The organism is Bacillus sp. EB106-04-02-XG92 (assembly GCF_058791995.1).
Genome location: NZ_JBYTEA010000004.1, coordinates 390272 through 411089, shown reverse-complemented (window position 1 = coordinate 411089; position 20818 = coordinate 390272). Strand labels below are relative to the sequence as shown.

Below are 20818 nucleotides of genomic sequence, written 5' to 3'. Positions count from 1 at the left end.
AGGTGGAACTATGTTACGAGGTATTATAATCGTATTATTAACAGTCGGTGTAGTTGGAACAGGTTACTGGGGTTATAAAGAGCATCAAGAGAAAAATGCAGTATTAATTCGAGCGGAAAATAGCTATCAACGTGCGTTTCACGATTTAGCATACGAGGTTGATTTGTTGCACGACAAAATCGGAACAACGCTTGCAATGAATTCACGTGCATCTTTATCACCTGCATTAGCAGACGTATGGAGAATAACATCTGAAGCTCGTTCGGATGTAGGGCAACTTCCTTTAACGTTAATGCCTTTTAATAAAACGGAAGAATTTTTAGCAAATATCGGTGATTTTAGTTATCGTGCGGCTATTCGTGATTTAGAAAAAGAGCCGTTAAATGATCAAGAATACAAGACGTTAGAAACTTTATATTCAAATGCAGGAAATATTCAAGATGAGTTACGAAAGGTGCAACATCTAGTTTTGAAAAATAATTTACGTTGGATGGATGTTGAGATGGCACTCGCATCAAATCGTGATCCTGCGGACAATACAATTATTGATGGATTAAAGACCGTAGAGAAAAATGTAACATCGTATTCATCTACAAACTTCGGGCCTACCTTTACAAGTGCACAAAAAAATAAAAAAGGTGGATTTGAAGCAGAAGGAAAAGCAATATCTAAAGATGAAGCAGCGAAAATTGCAAAATCATTTTTAAATTTAAAAGGAAATGAAAAAGTAGATGTTGAGAAAAGCGGAAAAGGCGCGAAAGAATCTTTCTATAGTGTGAAAATTAAAGATTCAGCAACGAATAATGAGTTTTATATGGATATTACTGGAAAAGGTGGATATCCAATTTGGGTTATGAATAACCGAGAAATTAAAGAACAGAAAATCAGTTTAAACGATGCAGGAAGTAAAGGTTTGACATTTTTAAAGGACCACAAGTTTAATAATATGGAGCTTTATGATAGCTCCCAATATGATAATGTTGGTGTATTTACGTATGTAGTAAATGAGAATGGGGTACGTATTTATCCAGAAGCAATCCAAATGAAAATTGCTTTAGATGACGGTTCTATCGTTGGTTTCTCTGCCAAAGAATATTTAGCATCACATCAAAAACGAACAGTTCCATCAGCTAAACTAACTGCAGCAGAAGCAAGAAAGAAAATCAATCCAGATGTTAAAGTTATGGAAGAACGTAAAGCTGTCGTAGTAAATGATTTGCATAACGAAGTACTTTGCTATGAATTTGTAGGTACATTAGGAAAAGATACGTATCAAATTTTCATTAATGCAAATAGCGGCGCAGAGGAAAAAGTGAAGAAAATGCAAGCTGTTGAAAAAATTTATGATTAAACTTTAATAGTAAAGTGGTGAGAATAATGAAGATTCTAATATATATGTTGATGCTTTGCTTATTTATAACTGGCTGTAGTATAGGAAAAAAGGACAATTCAAACAAAAAACCAGAGCAAAAAAATGTTTCGACAAAAAATGTTAATTACACGAATAAACCAAATAAGCCAAATGAAAAAGCAGCGGACCATTTAGCATCTTTAGCTGCAAGTGTACCAGGTGTGAATGATGCAACTGCCGTAGTAGTCGGTAAATATGCTATTGTAGGTATTGATGTAAAAGCGAAACTTGATCGAACTCGCGTTGAGTCCATTAAATACTCTGTTGCAGAAAGTTTAAAAAACGATCCTGATGGTGCTAATGCAGTCGTTGTAGCAGATGTTGATACGTATGAAAGACTAAAACAAATTGGAAAGCAAATTAAAAAAGGAAAAACAGGCGAAGGTATACTAGATGAGTTAGCTGCAATTGTTGGCCGAGTCATGCCACAAGTTCCAAATGACATGATTGAAAATCGAGAAACGAACCCAATTAAAGATAATGATAAACAATTACCAAAAGAGGAAGAACAAGAACTCAGAAAAGAACAGGATGACCAATCAAATAATCATTTGAATAAATAAAATTAACCTTAACCCTGTACTAAATTGTGCAGGGTTTTCTAATATAATATTAAATATTCAGTTTATTTTTAAGGGAAAATATGGTTTAATTATTATGGGAGGGACAACTGTTATGATGAAAAAAAGCGCATTAATAGTATGTAGTTTATGCTTAGGTTTCAGTATGACAGCGTGTGAACAGAAGAAAGAAGTGAAAAAACAAACAGCGACTTCTTCAACTGTGATGGAAAGTAAGAAGAAAGAAACTATTAATATAAATCATTTCTCGAATATAAATGAAGGAATGACTTATACAGAAGTGAAAGAATTAATTGGTTTTGATGGTAATTTACTTATAGAAGAAGGTGTAGAAGATTCTACACAAATTAAACAAATTTTTGCTTGGAAGGGAAGCAATCCAACTGCATTAGTTGAAATTACCTTTTTAGATGGAAAAGTACATTCTAAAATGCAGCAAGGTTTAAGCTAATAAGTAAAAATGGGAGAGTTTAACATGAACATACATACTGGGGAAATACAATTAGTTCCGTATAAAGAAAAATATAAAGAAGTTATACAAACATTTACTTTACCAAGTGAACAAGTTCAATTCACATCAGATCCGAGCGAATTATTGGAGAAAGCAAAGAGTGATCGTACAAAAAATGTGATTGTTATTTTAGATTATAACGGGATACCTGTCGGTCTTTTTGCATTGCAAACGGGAGATAGAGTACAGGAGTTCACAGACAATCCAGATGCATTACTTTTAACATCATTTTCTATAAATTACGATAGACAAAGGAAAGGATATGCTAAAAAGTCATTGGTACTATTACAAGACTTTGTACAACGTTATTTTTCGATAAAAAATGAAGTTGTACTTGCTGTAAATGAAAAAAATATTCCTGCACAAAATTTATACAAAAAAGTCGGCTTCCAAGATAAAGGTTTTAGAAGAATGGGACCAATTGGTCAACAAATCATAATGCATTTACCTATCATAAAATAATGAGAAGAAAAACTTACTCCTCGCGTAACACAGTAGTAAGTTTTTTTATTTAGAACGATATTTGAATAAGGAGAAATGATATGACCATTTATATTGCGCTTCTAAGAGGAATTAATGTAGGCGGGCATAAGATAATCAAAATGGCTGATTTAAAACAAATGTTTGAATCAATAGAGTTAAAACAAGTAAAAACATATATTCAAAGCGGTAATATCGTGTTCGAATCTGAAAAAGATATTGATTTTTTAAATAAACAAATACAATCAGAAATTAAAAACGTTTTTGGGTTTGATGTTCCGGTCATGTTGAGAACACGTGATGAATTTATAAATTTGATAAAAAGGTGTCCTTATGAAGTCGATTCATTGCTTGAAGGAGAAAGTATACATATTGCCTTTTTAGCAAATGAACTTTCTGAAAAAGAAAAGGATCAGCTACTTATGCAAAAAAATGAGACTGAAGATTGTTATATAGATGAAAATGTAGTGTACGTGTTTTTCAAAAATAGCACTCGAAACTCTAAATTAATGAATCAATTTCAGAGGTTACATACACCAGCTACAGTTAGGAATTGGCGGACTGTGAGTAAATTAAAAACGATAGTTGAAGGAATGTAAATATAAAAAGATGAGATTCACTTAGATCAGATAAATGTTTAAGAGACTATTGTTATAGTATAAATTAAACGAATTAAGGGGTAGGTAAGATGGGGAAATATGTGAAAGATCAAAAGGTAGTTGCCTATACACTATTAGGATTAGAACCTTGTACAGTTGTAAGAGTTGGTTGGATTTTTATTACGGTAAGAGAAGAAGAAACTGGTCATCTATATTCTGTTAGAAAAAGTAAAATGACACCTATAGAGGAAGAGGAATACTATCTTGTAGAAGAAAGTATTGATGATGAAGGGTTATTCGGTATAGGTAGATTGTTTGCTAAAATAGAAGCAGAAGACATGGACCTTGCAAAGAAATCATTTGAAGAAAATGAAGACTTCAAGAAATACGAAGATTTTCACAATCCATCAGAAGGGAAACTGTATGGTGGAGAGTACTATACTACAATCAAAACAGGTAAAGAGTTACTAGAACAATACTTTAATCGAGAAGAGCTAGAGCCTAATGGTACTAATTAAATTAGATGCGAAAACAGTTAAAGGCCAAATCTTATTTATGTTAGCTATATAGACTAAAAAATTTATATTTGATTATTGGGAGGGTAAAATAATGGATTTGGTAAACAAATTTTTAAATGGTTTGAAAGCAGCATTATCAACAGATGATCTCGAAGCACTAAATAAAGCATACGGTGCTACAAAAGAGGATATTGATATATTAAGATTGAAATATCCGAATTGTCCAGAATCATTAATCTGTTTACTTGAAAATATCGATGGTACATATTGGCGGAAATATGGAGAAACCGAAGTCACGGTATGTATTTTAGGTTCAGATGTTGAAGAGTATCCATATTATTTGCTCTCTACACAGGAGATGATCGAGAGTTCAAAAGAAGGAGAAGACGTCTCCTATCTTTTAGAATACCAAGATGAAGAGGATGCTGTTGACTCTAAAATAAATCCAGAGGGGCTTCTCCCTGGCACGTATATTCACTTTTCAGATTGTATGAACAACGGTGGAACATCAAAGCTGTATATTGATTTTAATCCTTCTGACAAAGGGGTATGTGGTCAAATCATTCGTTTTTTACACGACCCTGATGAATATGAAGTGATTGCAAACAGCTTTGATGAGTATTTACAGGATCTTATTGATGGTGATTTTAATTTTCTAGAAGAATCTCAATAATTTTTGAACAATTACACTTCAACTAATGGGAGCTTTGGTTGAATAAGATTCAAACAAATTTATTATTTATATTTGTCTACAAACTCATTTAAAAGGCTAGAAATCAAACAACTTTAAAGAGCCTTACTACAATATAATTTGTAGTAAGGCTCTTATATTTTTAAATCAAAATGAAATAACATTATTATCACTTTACAAAATCTCATCTTTTTATTTGTATTGTTTTGCGACTATAAGTTCGACAATAGGATGAATAAAGAATGAAGAGCAAAGGGCGATAAAAAGAGGAAGATTCTTTATTTCATCGAGTAATAGGAAGGAGATTCCTTCTGATAATATTAAAATAAAAAACATCAGGCATATAAGTACAAAATAAGCAATTTTAAAGCTTTTATATGTAATTTGCTGTCCCATTTCATCTTGGCTTTCTTCCGATACTCCGTTCGGATCTCCCCACGTAATTTGATTAATTAAATTACCAAGTATTAACGAAAAAGCGAATATTGTTCCGCCTAAAATTGAACCTTCCGTTATATATTTATATGCGCCATGTAAGAGGATTCCGAGTAATGATATAACGATAATTATGAAAATGATTTTTTTATGCTTCAATGTAGAAATGACACCTCCTATAATGTAAAAAACTCTTTACATACATAGTATAAAATTGGAAAAGTTTTATGTCAAATACTTTTTACATGATAAAGGAATAATATAATATTTTGTTTTTGTCTTTTATAAAAAATTACATTACATTTGAATGTAAAAGAATGGGCTCGCATATATTTGGAAGGGATGTCAGATTAATTTAGGGGGTAGTTATGTCTATTCTATTAAAAGCTGGTGCTGATGCAGGAAATAACGGTTTGAAGTTAATGGTGAAAGGGCAAGATCCTATTTTTATTCCGAGTATTTATGCTTTATATATAGGAGAGCCTACTGGATTGTTAGATGAGGGAGATGTTTCATTATCTGAATTAGAAAATCACATTGACGTGACCATTAGTTCTCCATCGCTAATGTTAAATAATGTGCGGTATATCGTTGGAGAAAAAGTCATTCAAGATCAATTAAAAGGTACTGAGGTTGAGAAGAAATCAAATAAGTCAACTGATGAGTTAATGGTTATTACAATTCTATCTGGTTTAGCGGTAAGTGCTATGCGTCAAAGTCCAACTTCTAGTCATATTAATATTCGATATGATTTATCTGTTGCTCTTCCTATGCAGCTTATTACACAAGAAATAGCTGCGGAAAATGCAAAACGTTATATGGGTAATCATAAGGTTGTATTCCATTATCCTAACGGACGTGATGTGACAATTAACATTTCAATTGAATATTGTAAATGCCTACCTGAGGGCGCTTCTGGGACGTGGGGCATTGTATATGATGAAGAAGGAAATGTTGTGAAACATAAAATAGAATGTGAACAAAATCAAGTATCAGAAATTGATTTTGTTGATAAAACACTCTTATCTTTTGATATAGGCGCTGGGACGACAGAAGAAGTAGTTTCATTAGGTGTTAATTTTAGACCACAATTAAGTAAGGGTTTATCATATGGTGTGAAAGAAACGTTACTACAAATTATTACAAGATGGAACCGGAAATATCCAACAAAGACGATTGATAGCATTACAGAGTTTAACCAAATTTATTTAAATGAAAAGCACCCAAGAAATGCGTTATTAGTTGAGGAATCACAACCAGCATTATTAGGATTAGCAGCGCGTGTCGCAACGGATATCATAAATAAAATTGATGATATGAAGGACGATCCATACGTATTTATTTATGGTGGGGGCGCAGTAATTATTAAAAATAGTTTAAAAATGATTTTAAAACAAAAAGGACGACTAACAAATGTAATCTTTGTAGATAATCCTTTATTTACAAATGCACGTGGATTATTAGTCTACACTTGTTCACCAAAATATAGAGAGCATAAGCAAAAAGAGTTAGGATTTACAAACTTGACGATAAGTTAGTTGGTGGAAGTATGCGATCTAGGCGATATAAACGTGGTGATCGAGTGAAAATCAATATTCATAAGTCAGTATCACCTGAAATGCTTGCATGGCTAAATAAACAATCAAACCCAACTAATTTCTTTTTCTTTGCAGCGCAGCAACTCTTTAAACAAGTAGGAGATATTGATGTGTCAAAAGCTATACCTAGTAGCCATGTTTTCTCATTATACGTGGAGCCATCTTCCATATTAAAGGTTGAAGTAAACCCTTTTAAAAACGTACCACTAGAAGCTAATAAATCCACTGAAAATATAAAAAAAAAATCATGGGAATCTGTTGATCAATTAGATTGTCCATTTTTTTAAACATATAAAAATATAAGTATTGCCCATCACTATACATACGGATACAGTGATGGGCTTTTTTACATGTAACGAATAGAAGGGGCACACCATAATTTGTGCCCCTTCTATTCGTTATTTATATTTTAGCTGTATGTTCAGTGACAGCATGGATTATGTCCTCCCAGTCATCTGGATGAATTTCATGTCCAGTGCCTTCAAGGGTTAATAGAACAGAGTTAGGAATTTCATCAATTAGTGCGAGACCATGTTCGAAAGGAAGCGCAGTGTCGTCTGTTCCATGAATAACTAATGTAGGTGCCTGTATGGAGTGAAGTACACCTTCATATGCATCATCTCCTTGAAGTAAAGCGTGATTAAACATGCTTAATAAATTGTTAGCTCGTTCTATTTCTTGTATTACTTGTTTATAGACTCTTTTTTCATCAAATGTTCGTTTTGGCCCACATAATAGGCGAGATCCGGAAACTAAATATTCTGCTACAACTTTATCATTTGTCCAATCTAAATGCGTGCCAATTGCGTGATGTGTTAAAATTCTTTCATCCATTGGAGGTAAATCACGCGTGTTATCGTCAGATCCTATTACACTTGTAGCTAGTAATGTTAATGATAAAATTCTTTCGGGATGTTTTACAGCAGCAATTTGAGCGATCATACCACCTAAAGACATACCAAATAGATGCGCTTTATTAATATGATAAGCATCAAGTACACCAATCGCATCTTCAGACATATTTGTAACTGTATAATTGGAAGTACCAGGTTCATATGCAACAGATCGTCCTACATCACGGTTATCAAAACGTATAACAAATTTCCCCGTGTTAGCCAACTGTTCACAAAACTCTTCATCCCAATAAATCATTGAACACGTAGCACCCATAATTAATAAAACTGCTGGGTTTTTAGGGTTCCCAAAGCTTTCTGTACATATATCGATCCCGTTTATTTTAAATATCTTTTCAGCCATAGCGTTCTCCCCATTTCTTTTGAATTATATTTAAAATATAGTTTTGAAAGATTCTAAGGTGTTTGTAAGTTTCGTTTTGGAACTTGCAACGCTTCTTACGCAATTTACCTCCAAAAATAAGTTTATGATAATTCAAGGGGAAAAATTTTGAGAAATATTTGTATGTTATTAAAATAAACAGCAAGGGGGAGAGGGAATGAAAGCAATTGTTATAGATCAATATGGTAGTGTTGAAGAATTAAAAGTAATACAAGTTTTAAAACCGGTTGTTAAAGATAACGAGGTATTAATACGTATTCTCGCAACATCTGTTAATCCTGTTGAAATGAAGCAGGGGTTAGAGAAGCTCATATTTTGAGTGAAGGTCAACATGTTAGAGGTAAGATTGTAATAAGAGTAGAATGAAAATGATTAAGTATTTTTCGAAAATTCATTATACCCCAAAACAAAAATATTTTGGGGTATTTACTTTTCAGCTTAAAGATATTGTGAATATGCTTTTATAGCTTATAGTTTCGTATTGTATCATGTAATTTTTCTAAACCAATCAACATATCTTTTTCATTTAACATAGAATAGCTAATCCTTAATTGGTTATTATGTATATCGTTATTTAATAGACAAGCTGTTCCTGGTAAAAAAGAGACATCCACTTCATTTGCTTTTTGTAATAAGGTAAAGGGGTCTATCGAATCAGGAAGTGTAATCCATAAATTAAATCCACCATTTGGTATTTCAAAGCTTATTTCTTTAAGTAGTGATAATATATCAATCGTAATATCACGTCTAATTTGTAAAGCTGTACGTAATTTTTCTAAATGGTTTTTCATACGTTCTGCACGTAAAAAAGGTAAAAGTGCTTTTTGCGTTAATAAAGGGCTACCGATATCCATTGAACCTTTTACAGCATATAACCATTCGAAAATAGGTCCATCAGCAATAAGTGATGCGATACGTAGTCCTGGTGCTAATGTTTTACTAAATCCTTTTATATATATTACGTGACCGTTTGTATCAAAATTTTTAATCGGAGGGGGAACAGTCGCGCCCTCAAAATATATTTCTCCGAAAGAATCATCTTCAATTATAAAAAATTCATATAGCTCTGCTAGTTCTATAAGTTCCATTCTCCGTTCTTTACTCATTACTGTACCTGTTGGGTTTTGGAACGTTGGATTCGTATACAATAAAACGGGATTTTTACTTTGACAAATATCATCGATTAAGTCGGAGCGAACGCCATAATGATCAAGAGATATAGGTATAATTTGAGCACCTTTATTGATGAAAATATCAAGTGCAGCACTATAACACGGACTTTCCACTAATACAATATCACCAGGTTTTAATAATGTTTGAGCAATTAAATCAATTCCTTGTTGAGCACCGCTTGTAATTAATAATCGGGATGGATCTGTCACTAATTGCTGGTGTTCATGTAAGTAATTTGCTATTTCAACTCGCAGTTCATAATCTCCTTGAATTGGCCCGTAAGTTGCTAGAATCATCTGGTCTTTATGAAGTATTTTATGCATTTCGTCTGCCAAGAATGGATTTGGCAATAAACGGGGATATAAAATCGCTTGAGAAAAATCATAATATTTCCGGTGCTGATTCATTGCGTATTGAGAACGCATAACATTAATTGTTTTCGTTTGTTGCCACTGATACCGAATTGGTTTGAAATCTTTCTTTACATGTTTATGTATATAGGCACCTTTTCCTTGCTGGATTCGTATATATTCTTTCTTTTCTAACTGCTTATATGCTTTACGAACAGTTAATAGGCTAATCTGTAAATCTTCGGCCATAGAGCGTAAAGATGGAAGTGAGTCACCATGTGAAAGCATGCCACTTTGTACTCTTTCAACGATTTGCATATATATTTGCCTGTAATACGGTATGTTGGATTCTTTACGAAGGACAATCTTCATGGTTTCACCTTTTTCGTTTTTATTTAATTAAAGCGAAAAATATAAATAGAATCAACTATGATTTTAGGTAACTGTTATATACATAGTTACACTGTTATACACCATACCTTCTATACTCATGTTAAGAGTAAAAAGGAGGAAGAAAAATGGTCATTTTCAATTATATTTTAGTATGTATTATTTTCGGAACAACATTTTTAACGATAAAAATTGGAATTGAAGCAGGAACGCCCCCGTTATTTTCAGCGGGAATTCGTTTCTTTTTAGCAGGAGTAATCTTGATGATTATATTTAAGTTAAAGCGAAAAGAAATAATGCCACATGTATTTTCAAAACGTATTATATATGCTGGTTTTTGCTTAACGTTTATGACATTCGCAACTTTGTACTGGGCAGAACAATATATTTCTTCAGGGCTAGCTGCTGTACTATCTGCTACGGGACCGATGATGATTTTGTTATTACAGGCAAAGAGAAATAAGACAAAATTACAAAAGGAGCAACTGCTAGCTTTAATTATTGCACTAATAGGTGTTGTTTTTGTTTCTTTACCAGGAATGCACCAAGAAATAAGTATCATATGGAGTATCGCTTGTTTTGTTTTAATAATAGGAGAGTTATTTTACGGAATAGGATCTATTCACTCGAAAGAAATACTTTCCGATTTACAAAATGTATCACCATTTCTCATAAATGGTATTCAAATGCTTTATGGAGGAGTTTTGTTACTAATCGTATCTTTCATTGTAGAACAACCGAATGTAACTGTATTAGCTTCATGGAGTGTACAGTGGCCTATTTTATATCTTATCTTTATCGGATCAATTGGTGGGCACGGATTATATTATTGGCTCTTATCAAAAACAAATCCTGTATTCCCGTCAACGTGGTTATACGTATCACCACTAATTGCTATTATTGTAGGTTATATCATATTAGGAGAACCTTTAAACCCTACAATGGGGATAGGTGCTTGTTTCATTTTAGTTGGTGTATTTTTAGCTAATCGATCCACACTCCGGTCTTATTTCAAACAAGGGAGATTATTTGAGAAAGAAATGTAGTAAAATTAAAAACACAGTTGGAAAAATAACCAACTGTGTTTTTTACTTAATTTACTTTTTTTATAAACCCTTTATAATGACGTTTCACAAGCTGACTTTCTAACGTCTTCATTGTTTCAAGTGCTACACCGACAATGATAAGTAAGCTTGTACCACCAATTTGTGCAGAAGGTGGTAATGTAGCAATTTTTGTGAATACGAGCGGTAAAATTGAAATGGCACCTAAGAATATTGCGCCGATAAATGTTAATCGATATAAAATTTTCGTTACATATTGTTCTGTTGATTTACCAGGGCGAATACCAGGCACATATCCATTTTGCTTTTTCAAATTCTCAGCCATTTGTTCAGGATTTACTTGAATAAATGCATAGAAGTATGTAAAAGCAACGATAAGACCGACATAAAGTGTCATTCCAATTGGATGTGCAAAATCTAGATTAGCAACTAACCATTTTGATACGCTTGAATCAGGGAAAAGCTGCGCAATTGTACGCGGCGTCATTAAAAATGCAGAAGCAAAGATTACTGGAATTACACCAGCACTATTTACTTTAAGAGGTAAATGAGTGTTTTTTGCTCCTTGATATTGATTGTTGCCTGAAACAGCTTTCGCATATTGAATCGGTATTTTACGAACGGCTTGTTGTATGTAAATAACACCGACAACTATCGCTAAAATTACGAGACCAATTAAAGCCATCTTTATGATGTGCATGAATAATTGATCGCCTGCATTTTGAAATTGTTGTAAATAAATTTGGTTCGCAACATTTGGAATCGCTGCAACAAGTCCTGCGAAGATAATCATCGAAATACCATTACCTACGCCATTAGCAGTAATTTGTTCACCTAACCAAAGTAAAAATGCAGTACCTGCAGTTAAAACTGTCGCAATAAATAAGTATGTAGTCCAGCTTTGATCTGTTATTAATTGTCCACCTGCTATATTATTAAAGCCATAAGACATCCCAATGGCTTGTATGAATGCGAGAATGATTGTAAAGTATCGAGTGAATTGAGCTGATTTTTTACGGCCCATTTCTCCTTGCTTTGCCCATTCCGAAAATTTAGGTATAACGTCCATTTGTAGTAATTGTACTATGATGGAAGCTGTAATATAAGGTGTAATACCTACAGCAAAGATTGAGAAGTGTTGCAGTGCTCCTCCGCCAAATACGTTTAGCATACCTAAAACGTTAGCTTGATCTTGTACTTTTAATACCTCTGCGTTAGTATGAGGAACTGGAATAAACGTGCCAATTCGAAAAACGATTAACATCGCTAATGTAAAAAGGATTTTCCTTCTTATCTCAGCTACTCTCATGAAATTTGAAATCGTACGAAACATTATGTCGCCTCCTATATTTGTATCAGTTAAAAAACTGATTATTATATCCCGATGAAGTAACCACAAACCTCCTTCCGCATTAAATTCATTTGACAAATGGATTTACATACATTTTGTAGTTTTCACGGATATAAAAATATAAGGTGTTGTATAAGCGACCAATAAGCTTTTCGTAATCATTCAATACACATAATATATCGAATAAATTAACAAATGTACATACATACGCATGAAAAATGAATGAATGGGGGCATTTTTTACATTTATTTAATGATAAATTGATAGGACATTATTAGTCGGGATTGTTATACATGTTATAAAATAAGGGTGATCCATTATGATTTATAGTTAATATTCATTCAAATGTGTCAGCTAATAGTGTCTCCCAATCTTTAAAGGATAATTTATCAGTTATATGTTTTAGTGCATTAGGTACAACAATATGACAAATAAGTTCTAAGCTATTACCATCTGGATCAATAAAATAAACAGATGCATTACCTTGATGTGGACGGACAAAGGGTTCAATAGATTCATTACTCCCAAACGGAACAGCTTTAATTTGAAGCGAGTGTAACCAATTTAATGATTCTTTTAAATCCTCATATGAGACTCTAAATGCAATATGACGTAAAGAAGGATGATATTTTGTTTCGTATTCAGAGCCCGCCCATAATCCTAGCCAACTTTTCCCTTCCTCAATCCAAAAGAATGCTGTTGATTCATCACTCCAGGCTAACTTCAATCCTAGTTTTTCATAAAATTCGATAGATTTTTGTAAATTACTCACTGGTAAATGCGCTTCGTATATTCCTTTAATCAATTAAAACCCTCCACCTTTTTATTTTCTTACAATTAATATATCGATTTAAAAAGAATTTAAAATCAAATAAAAGTATGAATGTACATACTACTTTAGTAGTAGTAATCAATTATATTTCAATTGAAATTTATGTGATTAGAGAATTCTTTTTATTTAAGAAGGAATAAATATTAAAGAAAGCTAAATAAACAGTGTACATATTTATAGGGGAGAAGATGTAAATGAAAGTTGTTATAAAAAAATTACCACCACTAGAAGTAGCATATATAAGACGAACTGGTAGTTACTTTGAACCACAAGATCATTGGGAAAAGTTACTACAATGGGCAAATGAAAATAATCTACATCCACCAGAGCAATCATTTATCGGAATTTCATTAGATAATCCTGAATTTGTTGCAAGTCATAAGTGCCGACACGATGCGTGCGTTACCGTACCTGAAAACTTTGAAAAAGAACCGCATCAGGATGTGCAATTTAAATGTGTAGATGGGGGTCAATACGCTCTATATCAGTTCTATGATGAACCTCATAAATTAAGTGAAGTGTATCAATATATGTACGTAATGTGGTTGCCAAATAGTGAGTATAGTTCAGATTATGATAGGGATAATTTAGAGTTTTGTATGAACAATGTTGCAGAAGACCTAAAAGGAAAATTAAAGGTTGATTTATTTGTTCCGATAAAAAAGAACAAATAATAAGTAGTATAAATTATAAGCGGTATTCACCAAGTAAACAATTAAATGAGACGAGCATATACTAATAAATGACACAATGCATTTATGATTTATAATCGTATGTAAAGAGCACCTTAGGGAGCTCTTTTTTTATTGAAATTAATGCGCTTATATGAGTTGTTCTTTATTTATATCATCGTCCTTATATTATGTAATTTTGCATAATGTTACATAAATTGTGTATTTTCCCTTTTTTTCGACAGAAACAGCAAGTATACTTTGTACAAGCTTTCTATTTCAAAAATTATACGAGGTGAAAAAATGAAAAACAAAAAGACGTTAACTAAGGTAGCTTTAACAACAGGTTTAGCTTTAACAGCTGTAGCACCATACGGAGTAGGTCATGCAGAGGAAACAGATCAACTGCAAGTCCAAATTCAGGAAGAATCGTTCCGTTCCGGTGAACTTACACAACCGTCACAAAAGGCACCAGAGAATGTAGTAAAAGATGCTCTGAAGGAGAAAACAGAACAAGCTCTTTCTCCAAAGCAAGTCAATGGAGAAACAGGAGTAGATTATAAAGTTCTTCAAAAACGTGGTTCATATGATGGGACTACACTTGTACGTATTCAGCAAACATACGAAGGAAAAGAAATATATGGCCATCAATTAACTGCACACGTAGATAATAACGGTGTTATTAAAAGTGTTTCAGGTGATAGCGCGCAAAATTTAAAACAAGAAGAATTGAAAAAACCTATCAATCTATCAAAAGATGAAGCAACACAATATATTTATACGAAGTACGGAAACGATATCAACTTTATTTCTGAGCCAGAAGTTAAAGAAGTTATTTTTGTTGATGAAAATAATGGACAAGCTAGCAATGCATACCAGGTTACATTTGAAGCTGCAACACCAAACTATGTTTCCGGAACTTATTTAATAAATGCACAAAATGGTGATATGTTAAAAAATATGGTACAAGAATCTAACTTAAAAGCAAGTGAAAAACTAGTTGGAGCATTAAAGAAAAGTAAAAACAGCAATCTTACATCATTAACTGGAACAGGAAAAGATGATTTAGGTATATCACGTACATTTGGTATCTCTAAACAAAGTAATGGCAAATATGCTCTTGCCGATTATACAAGAGGGCAAGGAATTGAAACATATGATGTAAATTATAGAGACATTACTAAAGAGGAAAGCTATTATCCTGGTACATTGGCAACTAGTACTTCGACAACATTTAACGATCCAAAAGCAGTAAGTGCTCATTACTTAGCAACAAAAGTATTTGATTTTTATAAAGATAAATACAAGCGTAATAGCTTTGATAATAAGGGGCAAAAGGTGGTTTCAGTTGTACATGCTTGGGATTCTGGAGATACGAATGACCCGAAAAATTGGCAGAATGCATTAAGCGCAAATAATGGAAGTATGCTTGTATATGGAGATCCAATCGTCAAAGCGTATGACGTAGCTGGCCATGAATTTACACATGCTGTTACTTCTAGCGAATCTAATCTTGAATATTACGGTGAATCTGGTGCGATTAATGAGGCGCTATCTGATATTATGGGAACATCTATTGAGAAATACGTAAATAATGGAAGCTTTAACTGGACGATGGGAGAACAAACTGGATCTGTTTTCCGTGATATGGAAAATCCGGCTTCTGTTCCATCTTCACTAGGAGTACCTTATCCTGATGATTACAGTGAATTTAATGATTTTAATGGATGGGATCAAGGTGGGGTTCATTTTAATTCAAGCATTATTAATAAAGTTGCGTATCTCATTGCAAAAGGTGGAACTCATAACGGAGTAACTGTTAAAGGGATTGGTGAAGATAAAATGTTTGATATCTTCTATTATGCAAATACAGATGAGTTAAATATGACTTCTAATTTCAAAGAATTGAGATCAGCATGTATTCGAGTGGCAACAAATAAATATGGAGCAAATACAGCTGAAGTTCAAGCAGTTCAAAAAGCATTTGATGCAGCAAAAATTAAGTAAGTTAGAAATATAGTTTTCATTCATATATTATTACATTATGAAAAAACAGCTACTTTCATTTTAAAGATAGTAGCTGTTTTTTATGCAGCAATGTATGAGTGAAAATAAACTTAGTAAGCGATAATAAAGCTGTCTATCTTCAATAAGTTGCGATAAATATATAAGGATTAATGTTTAAAAACTGAAAATTAATAATATATTGACCTCTTGATGGGAAGTACTATAGAATGAAAGCGATAACAAGCGATTGCTTTATAATGATTTCCCTGATCTTTTAGTAATTACAAATATATGAAAACATGATCAAATCTATTTTTTTAAACATTAATGCAAACGTTTTCGTTGCAAAAGATCATTGAAATCCATATGGGAAAATAGTCAATATGGGGGTGAAGTAAAAGAGGTTTCTAGATTAATTTAAGTTGTATATTTTAGTACGAGCATAATAAATTGTGCTAACTATTTAAAGAAAGGGTGTATGTGGTGCAAATGATAAAAAGATTAATTAACAAATCAGTTTTATTACTTACTATATTCGTAATGTTATCATCTGTTTTCTCTTTTCAAAGTGTAAAGGCAGTTTCAAATTCGAAAACAACTGAAGTTATCATTCATTACAAAGAACAGTCTGGGAATACAAAAGACTGGAACCTTTGGATATGGGGAGAAAATGCGAATGGTAACTCATATGAATTTACTGGTGAAGATGAATTTGGAAAGTACGCAAAAATTAATTTAGATGGTGACTATAATCGTGTAGGATTTATCATTCGTACGAATGAGTGGGAAAAAGATGGTGGCGATCGTTGGATTGAAAATATAAAGGACGGTCGTGCTGAAGTATGGATTCTTTCTGGTGATGATAAAGTATATAACTCTAAGCCTTCTGCGGAACTATCAATTCAAAAAGCATCTATTGATAGTTTCAATGAAATTACTGTAACGACTAATGTCCCGTTTCATATTAAGGAACGGAATATTGAAATTGAAGGCATTAAAATTAAGGATATTAGTCCTTATGATAGAAACAGTGGGAATGTTACGAATAAGGTTAAAATAATTACGGAGCAGAAAATTGATTTAAAACAGACATACAAAGTTAAAATCGAAAACGCAGATGATGCGAATACTGAAATCGGTAAAGTCATTCGTAGTGAGGAATTTGATCATTCATTTTACTATGGTGGTAACGATTTAGGTAATATATATACGCCACAACATACGAAGTTCCGTTTATGGGCTCCTACTGCGAGTGAAGCGAAGTTAGTTACATATAAAAAATGGAACGATAAAATAGGTACTGAAATAAACATGCAACAAGGTGAAAAAGGAACTTGGAAAGCAGAACTTAGAGGGAACCAAAAAGGCCTCCTTTATACGTATAAGGTGAAAATTGGGGATAAGTGGACAGAAGCAGTTGATCCGTATGCACGTGCTGCTTCTGTAAATGGAGATAAAGGGGCAGTTGTTGATTTAGAAGAAACAAATCCGAAAAAATGGAAAGCAAACAAAAAGCCAAAATTTAAAAATCCGGAAGATGCTATTATTTATGAATTACATGTACGTGATCTTTCTATTCAGCCCGAAAGTGGTATTAAACAGAAAGGAAAGTATTTAGGGGTAACAGAAACAGGAACAAGAGGGCCTGAAGGTGTGAAAACAGGACTTAATCATATGAAAGATCTTGGTATTACGCATGTACAGTTGTTACCGATATTCGATTATGCATCAGTAAATGAAGAGAATTTAAAAGAACCACAATATAACTGGGGATATGACCCGAAAAATTTCAACGTTCCAGAGGGATCCTATTCTACAAATCCATATGAGCCAACTGTTCGAATAACCGAATTAAAGCAAATGATTCAAACGCTGCATGATAATAATCTTCGTGTTGTAATGGATGTAGTATATAACCATATGTACAATGCTGCTGAATCTAATTTTCATAAGTTAGTTCCAGGCTATTATTACCGTTACAATGAAGATGGAACATTTGCAAATGGAACTGGAGTAGGAAATGATACAGCTTCAGAACGAAAAATGATGAGAAAATTTATGGTGGATTCGGTCACATATTGGGCGAAAGAATATAACTTAGATGGATTCCGCTTTGATTTAATGGGCATTCATGATTATGAAACGATGAATGAAATACGTAAAGCTGTTAATCAAATTGATCCTTCTATTATATTGCATGGAGAAGGCTGGGATTTAAATACACCTCTTGCAGCTGAGTTGAAAGCAAATCAAAAAAATGCTGAGAAAATGAAAGGGATTGCTCATTTTAACGATAATATACGTGATGGATTAAAAGGTAGTGTATTTGAGGAGAAAGAAAATGGCTTTGTAAATGGAAAGGAAAACATGGAAGACCGTATTAAAAAAGGCATTACGGCAGGCATTAACTACGATACAAATTCGTCTACTTATAAAGATCCGGAGCAGGTATTAACTTATGTGGAAGCACATGATAATCATACATTATGGGACAAACTTGAGTTGACTAATCCAGATGACAGTGAAGAAGTGAGAAAACAAATGCACAAATTGTCTTCTTCGATTTTATTAACATCACAAGGTATTCCATTCTTACATGCAGGACAAGAGTTTATGCGTACGAAATATGGTGATCATAACAGTTACAAATCTCCGGATTCAATTAACCAAATGGACTGGTTGCGCCGTGCAGCATTTAATAATGAAGTAGATTATATGAAGGGCTTAATAGAATTACGCAAAAAGTACTCAGCTTTTCGAATGACATCTGCAGAACAAATTAATAAACAAGTATCATTTATTGATGTTCCAAAAAATGTTGTGGCTTATTCAATAGATGGAAAGAGCAATGGAAATAAAAACGAATACTTTATGGTGGCCCATAATGCAAATAGGGAATCCGTTGACATAACACTTCCATCGAAAGGTCCTTGGAAAGTGTTAGTAGACGGTAAACAGGCAGGTAGTAAAACACTTTATGTTGTCCATGATAATAAAATTAAAGTTCCTGCGTTAAGTTCATTAGTTTTAAAAACAGAGAAACCGATTAAATAAATACCAAAAGCGAAGTGAAAGTTGTTTTCACTTCGCTTTTAAAGTTAATGTAATATAATTTCACATACTGTAATTATATTACAATTTAATACAAGAAATAGACAAGAGATTATTGTTATTGTAACAGTGGGGGAGAAGATGTCTTTGCGTTTACTTATAAAATTATCTGAAATACATTCTTAATTTCTATAATTTTTATTACATATTCGAACATATAACGGACTAGAGGTTCGAGTTGTATTAATTCCTACAACTCGTTTAAAGATAGCAAAGGCGTAAAAAGTATATCGAATTAAAATAAAGAAAAGACACCATTCAAGGTGTCTTTTCTTTATTTTAAATACGATATGTAAGTAACTCACTTGTATGTAATAGTATGTTATATTTTTACACTAACTTTTAAAGAAAAATTTAAAACTCTTTTCTTAACCTATTTGTAATAAATCGCATCAGAAAATTTTATCGATATAATAAATAAAACTTTCTCAACATTATTTGATTTAATAACTATATTCAACCGCTCTCCAATCCATTACAATAATTTCACATCGGAAATGCGTGAGTATTCTCAATGTTCTAAATGGTTTATACCTTATAGGATTACTATGGGAAAGGATGTGAAATATCTAATAAAAAATCATTTTTTATGATGAAATAAAAAATTTTAATGGAGAAAAAGTTATTTCATTATTTTCAAGTTTCGTTGAAGTTCATGTATTTATAATCACTATGAGACAAGGAGCAGCATCTAAAAAATATTTTTTGTAGATTTAAAAATTGCATTTCAAAAATAAGTTAAACGTTTATGGAGGGTTATATGAGCGAGCAAATTTATTACTGGTCTCCTATTAAACATTGGGAGAAGTTGCATAATGAAGTTTTGATAGGGGAAATGAGATTTACAGGCATTCTGTCTGAGTGTTTTCCTGAGTTTTATTTTATGGCTCAAAAAGGTGTAAAAATTAGTGAACTAGTAGAGCGCTTTTCGTTAGGAAATATAGAAGAGACACAAAAAACAATAGAGCTTATGATAAAAAATCGTGTGTTAGTAAGTAACATATTACACCCAAGAGAAGTATTTTCTACACAAGAAAAGATTTTTACAAATCCATATAGCGACCAGATTCGCTTTTCTAAAGAAGAGTTAGATAAGTATATGAATGAACAATTAAATCGCATGCACGTTGCTGCACGGTCAACTGAAATTCAACTTGAAACAACAGATGAGGTACCTACTATAATCAAGGAACGTAGGTCTTGTCGTCAATTTGATATGGAAAAACACATTAGTTTTTTAGAATTTTCCCAATTCATATCAACTTTAAAACAGGTTAGGAAAGAAAAAATATACTATCATTACGCAAGTGCAGGCGGGCTCTATCCCATTGATATCTTTGTTTATATAAAACCAAAACGTATAGAAGGTATAAAAGGTGGGTTTTATTATTATAACCCATCAAAAAATAGTCTTGTGATTGTAAATAACATTGATCAAGTAATCAAAAGTGATCATGAATTAATTAACCAGGATTTATTTACTCAATCTGCTTTCTCAGTTTATTTGGTTTATAATGCGAACGCTTCCATCCCGAAATACGGTTCAGATGGATATTTATTTGCTTGTATTGAATCAGGCATTATCACTGCTACCTTAAATATGGTTGCTGAGACATTAAATTTAGGCGTTTGTTCAGTTGGTCATATGAAAATTGAAGAGATTCAGCAATTTTTATGTTTGGATAACCATCAAGTATTTCTCCATGGGCTTGAAGTTGGCCTGAAAATTAACGAATAGAAGAAATGAAT

At 32.6% G+C, this 20818-nt stretch carries 19 protein-coding genes and 1 pseudogene; 15 read left to right on the top strand and 5 right to left on the bottom strand.

Going from position 1 to position 20818, the window contains the following annotated elements:
• Positions 1–10: 10 nt before the first annotated feature.
• The 7 genes from ypeB (at position 11) to AC3WVA_RS13540 (ending at position 4773) form a co-directional block, all read left to right on the top strand.
• Positions 11–1351 (top strand): germination protein YpeB, encoded by a 1341-nt coding sequence (gene ypeB / locus AC3WVA_RS13570; protein ID WP_098344387.1) that lies wholly within the window; start codon positions 11–13, stop codon positions 1349–1351.
• A gap of 26 nt (positions 1352–1377) precedes the next feature.
• Positions 1378–1974, top strand: coding sequence for a YhcN/YlaJ family sporulation lipoprotein (locus AC3WVA_RS13565; RefSeq protein WP_098344388.1), 597 nt, complete (start codon positions 1378–1380; stop codon positions 1972–1974).
• A gap of 112 nt (positions 1975–2086) precedes the next feature.
• The gene (locus AC3WVA_RS13560; protein ID WP_098344389.1) at positions 2087–2443 is read left to right on the top strand and encodes a hypothetical protein; all 357 of its coding nucleotides are present in this window, start codon (positions 2087–2089) and stop codon (positions 2441–2443) included.
• A 24-nt stretch (positions 2444–2467) separates the two neighbouring features.
• The gene (locus AC3WVA_RS13555) at positions 2468–2965 is read left to right on the top strand and encodes a GNAT family N-acetyltransferase (RefSeq protein ID WP_048525822.1); all 498 of its coding nucleotides are present in this window, start codon (positions 2468–2470) and stop codon (positions 2963–2965) included.
• Between the two features lie 80 nt (positions 2966–3045).
• Positions 3046–3582, top strand: a complete 537-nt coding sequence (locus tag AC3WVA_RS13550; RefSeq protein WP_098880866.1) for a DUF1697 domain-containing protein — start codon at positions 3046–3048, stop codon at positions 3580–3582.
• 89 nt (positions 3583–3671) lie between these two features.
• Positions 3672–4100, top strand: coding sequence for a hypothetical protein (locus tag AC3WVA_RS13545; RefSeq protein ID WP_098344391.1), 429 nt, complete (start codon positions 3672–3674; stop codon positions 4098–4100).
• Between the two features lie 91 nt (positions 4101–4191).
• Entirely contained in the window at positions 4192–4773 is a 582-nt protein-coding gene (locus AC3WVA_RS13540; protein WP_048525817.1) for an SMI1/KNR4 family protein, read from the top strand.
• 210 nt (positions 4774–4983) lie between these two features.
• On the opposite strand, the gene AC3WVA_RS13535 is transcribed toward AC3WVA_RS13540, so the two are convergent.
• Positions 4984–5385 carry a hypothetical protein gene (locus AC3WVA_RS13535; protein ID WP_098880867.1) on the bottom strand — a complete coding sequence of 134 codons (402 nt, stop codon included), beginning with the start codon at positions 5383–5385 and terminating at the stop codon, positions 4984–4986.
• Positions 5386–5594: 209 nt separating this feature from the next.
• On the opposite strand from AC3WVA_RS13535, the gene AC3WVA_RS13530 reads away from it, so the two are divergent.
• Both AC3WVA_RS13530 and AC3WVA_RS13525 read left to right on the top strand, forming a co-directional pair.
• Positions 5595–6764, top strand: a complete 1170-nt coding sequence (locus tag AC3WVA_RS13530) for a ParM/StbA family protein (protein ID WP_071759329.1) — start codon at positions 5595–5597, stop codon at positions 6762–6764.
• Between the two features lie 11 nt (positions 6765–6775).
• Positions 6776–7111 (top strand): hypothetical protein, encoded by a 336-nt coding sequence (locus AC3WVA_RS13525; protein WP_061679806.1) that lies wholly within the window; start codon positions 6776–6778, stop codon positions 7109–7111.
• A 115-nt stretch (positions 7112–7226) separates the two neighbouring features.
• Here AC3WVA_RS13525 and mleBCA read toward each other — a convergent pair whose 3' ends face one another.
• Positions 7227–8081 (bottom strand): BCA family alpha/beta fold macrolide esterase, encoded by an 855-nt coding sequence (mleBCA, locus tag AC3WVA_RS13520; RefSeq protein ID WP_098344394.1) that lies wholly within the window; start codon positions 8079–8081, stop codon positions 7227–7229.
• A 196-nt stretch (positions 8082–8277) separates the two neighbouring features.
• Between mleBCA and AC3WVA_RS13515 the strand changes: the two are divergent.
• Positions 8278–8412 (top strand): annotated as a pseudogene (locus AC3WVA_RS13515) (NADP-dependent oxidoreductase); the annotation flags it as partial.
• Between the two features lie 169 nt (positions 8413–8581).
• Here the strand turns inward: AC3WVA_RS13515 and pdxR are convergent.
• Complete coding sequence (pdxR, locus tag AC3WVA_RS13510; protein ID WP_098880868.1) at positions 8582–10015, bottom strand: MocR-like pyridoxine biosynthesis transcription factor PdxR; 1434 nt, start codon at positions 10013–10015, stop codon at positions 8582–8584.
• Positions 10016–10161: 146 nt separating this feature from the next.
• Here pdxR and AC3WVA_RS13505 point away from each other — a divergent pair, with 146 nt between their 5' ends.
• Positions 10162–11079, top strand: coding sequence for a DMT family transporter (locus AC3WVA_RS13505; protein WP_098344396.1), 918 nt, complete (start codon positions 10162–10164; stop codon positions 11077–11079).
• Positions 11080–11125: 46 nt separating this feature from the next.
• Here AC3WVA_RS13505 and secY read toward each other — a convergent pair whose 3' ends face one another.
• Both secY and AC3WVA_RS13495 read right to left on the bottom strand, forming a co-directional pair.
• On the bottom strand, positions 11126–12430 hold the full coding sequence (gene secY, locus AC3WVA_RS13500; protein WP_048525803.1) for a preprotein translocase subunit SecY: 1305 nt from the start codon (positions 12428–12430) through the stop codon (positions 11126–11128).
• Between the two features lie 355 nt (positions 12431–12785).
• On the bottom strand, positions 12786–13253 hold the full coding sequence (locus AC3WVA_RS13495; RefSeq protein WP_098880869.1) for a VOC family protein: 468 nt from the start codon (positions 13251–13253) through the stop codon (positions 12786–12788).
• A gap of 221 nt (positions 13254–13474) precedes the next feature.
• On the opposite strand from AC3WVA_RS13495, the gene AC3WVA_RS13490 reads away from it, so the two are divergent.
• The 4 genes from AC3WVA_RS13490 to AC3WVA_RS13475 all read left to right on the top strand — a co-directional run bounded on the left by AC3WVA_RS13490 (position 13475) and on the right by AC3WVA_RS13475 (position 20807).
• Positions 13475–13954 carry an AraC family transcriptional regulator gene (locus AC3WVA_RS13490; RefSeq protein WP_492321996.1) on the top strand — a complete coding sequence of 160 codons (480 nt, stop codon included), beginning with the start codon at positions 13475–13477 and terminating at the stop codon, positions 13952–13954.
• A 300-nt stretch (positions 13955–14254) separates the two neighbouring features.
• Positions 14255–15958, top strand: a complete 1704-nt coding sequence (locus tag AC3WVA_RS13485; RefSeq protein ID WP_098344398.1) for a M4 family metallopeptidase — start codon at positions 14255–14257, stop codon at positions 15956–15958.
• A gap of 483 nt (positions 15959–16441) precedes the next feature.
• Positions 16442–19012 (top strand): type I pullulanase, encoded by a 2571-nt coding sequence (pulA, locus tag AC3WVA_RS13480; protein ID WP_098880871.1) that lies wholly within the window; start codon positions 16442–16444, stop codon positions 19010–19012.
• 817 nt (positions 19013–19829) lie between these two features.
• A complete protein-coding gene (locus AC3WVA_RS13475; RefSeq protein WP_071759335.1) occupies positions 19830–20807 on the top strand; it encodes a SagB/ThcOx family dehydrogenase in 978 nt (325 codons plus the stop codon).
• Positions 20808–20818: the final 11 nt, after the last annotated feature.

Excerpts from the sequence above, each read along its gene's own strand:
- ypeB (WP_098344387.1), top strand. The coding sequence starts at position 11 with ATGTTACGAGGTATTATAATCGTATTATTAACAGTCGGTGTAGTTGGA.
- AC3WVA_RS13565 (WP_098344388.1), top strand. The coding sequence starts at position 1,378 with ATGAAGATTCTAATATATATGTTGATGCTTTGCTTATTTATAACTGGC.
- AC3WVA_RS13560 (WP_098344389.1), top strand. The coding sequence starts at position 2,087 with ATGATGAAAAAAAGCGCATTAATAGTATGTAGTTTATGCTTAGGTTTC.
- AC3WVA_RS13555 (WP_048525822.1), top strand. The coding sequence starts at position 2,468 with ATGAACATACATACTGGGGAAATACAATTAGTTCCGTATAAAGAAAAA.
- AC3WVA_RS13550 (WP_098880866.1), top strand. The coding sequence starts at position 3,046 with ATGACCATTTATATTGCGCTTCTAAGAGGAATTAATGTAGGCGGGCAT.
- AC3WVA_RS13545 (WP_098344391.1), top strand. The coding sequence starts at position 3,672 with ATGGGGAAATATGTGAAAGATCAAAAGGTAGTTGCCTATACACTATTA.
- AC3WVA_RS13540 (WP_048525817.1), top strand. The coding sequence starts at position 4,192 with ATGGATTTGGTAAACAAATTTTTAAATGGTTTGAAAGCAGCATTATCA.
- AC3WVA_RS13530 (WP_071759329.1), top strand. The coding sequence starts at position 5,595 with ATGTCTATTCTATTAAAAGCTGGTGCTGATGCAGGAAATAACGGTTTG.
- AC3WVA_RS13525 (WP_061679806.1), top strand. The coding sequence starts at position 6,776 with ATGCGATCTAGGCGATATAAACGTGGTGATCGAGTGAAAATCAATATT.
- mleBCA (WP_098344394.1), bottom strand. The coding sequence starts at position 8,081 with ATGGCTGAAAAGATATTTAAAATAAACGGGATCGATATATGTACAGAA.
- pdxR (WP_098880868.1), bottom strand. The coding sequence starts at position 10,015 with ATGAAGATTGTCCTTCGTAAAGAATCCAACATACCGTATTACAGGCAA.
- AC3WVA_RS13505 (WP_098344396.1), top strand. The coding sequence starts at position 10,162 with ATGGTCATTTTCAATTATATTTTAGTATGTATTATTTTCGGAACAACA.
- secY (WP_048525803.1), bottom strand. The coding sequence starts at position 12,430 with ATGTTTCGTACGATTTCAAATTTCATGAGAGTAGCTGAGATAAGAAGG.
- AC3WVA_RS13490 (WP_492321996.1), top strand. The coding sequence starts at position 13,475 with ATGAAAGTTGTTATAAAAAAATTACCACCACTAGAAGTAGCATATATA.
- AC3WVA_RS13485 (WP_098344398.1), top strand. The coding sequence starts at position 14,255 with ATGAAAAACAAAAAGACGTTAACTAAGGTAGCTTTAACAACAGGTTTA.
- AC3WVA_RS13475 (WP_071759335.1), top strand. The coding sequence starts at position 19,830 with ATGAGCGAGCAAATTTATTACTGGTCTCCTATTAAACATTGGGAGAAG.